The organism is Candidatus Hakubella thermalkaliphila (genome assembly GCF_013281975.1).
GTDB lineage: Bacteria > Actinomycetota > Humimicrobiia > Hakubellales > Hakubellaceae > Hakubella > Hakubella thermalkaliphila.
In genome coordinates this window covers 1-695 of the sequence record NZ_BLRZ01000414.1, presented here as the reverse complement: position 1 = coordinate 695, position 695 = coordinate 1, and the positions used below count along the sequence as shown (strand labels likewise).

At 40.0% G+C, this 695-nt stretch carries 1 protein-coding gene; it reads right to left on the bottom strand.

The features are described 5' to 3' along the window. Positions 1-24 precede the first annotated feature (24 nt). On the bottom strand, positions 25-486 hold the full coding sequence (locus HW443_RS12495) for a hypothetical protein (RefSeq protein WP_176231980.1): 462 nt from the start codon (positions 484-486) through the stop codon (positions 25-27). Positions 487-695: the final 209 nt, after the last annotated feature.

Sequence of the window (695 nt, the reverse complement as noted above, 5' to 3'; positions counted from 1 at the left end):
ATTCAGGATATCATTTTTTGGTCATCATGTAAATAATTTTTTGCCGTTTGCTATAGTAAATAACGATATAATAACTCCACCCAGAGGCGGGTAAGGACCCTTTATAACAAAGAAAGCGAGGAGAGTAAGCAAACTGAAAAACAGCACATACTTATTCCTTCTCACCAGCAATGGGAAAAACGCCAGGAGAGGCATCAGGAAGCTAATAGCCACTAAAATCGGCGATGAATAAGCTGATGCCCAGGGAAAATAAGGATCCCCTTTATATCCAGAATTCAAAGCCCAAATGCCAGCTAAACGCACGGTATCGAGTATCTGAGCACTATTTAACTTAAAAAGGTCTATGCTAGCCATACCTAAATGCTCTAAAGTGGCAGTGGCAGTCACAAATTGTTCTTTCAGGAAAAACGCCATGGGCAGAATCCAGAACATATTTAAAGCAATCCATATTGAGGCCAAAATCGCGGTAAACTGAAAGGCATGCACCGTTTCCGACCTCTTTCTACTGAGCAGGACATGGAAAAGGAGGTATAGAAACAAAAGCGCCCAATAAAGAAGGGCATAAACAGGGTTTATATATACGTTAGTGGTTGTTATTAGCCAACAAAACCCATAAAGAAAGTATATCTGAAACCTCTTCTTTCTCGAAGTCCCTTAATGAATAACGCTAATATTAAAGGGAGAAATGTCCAGGT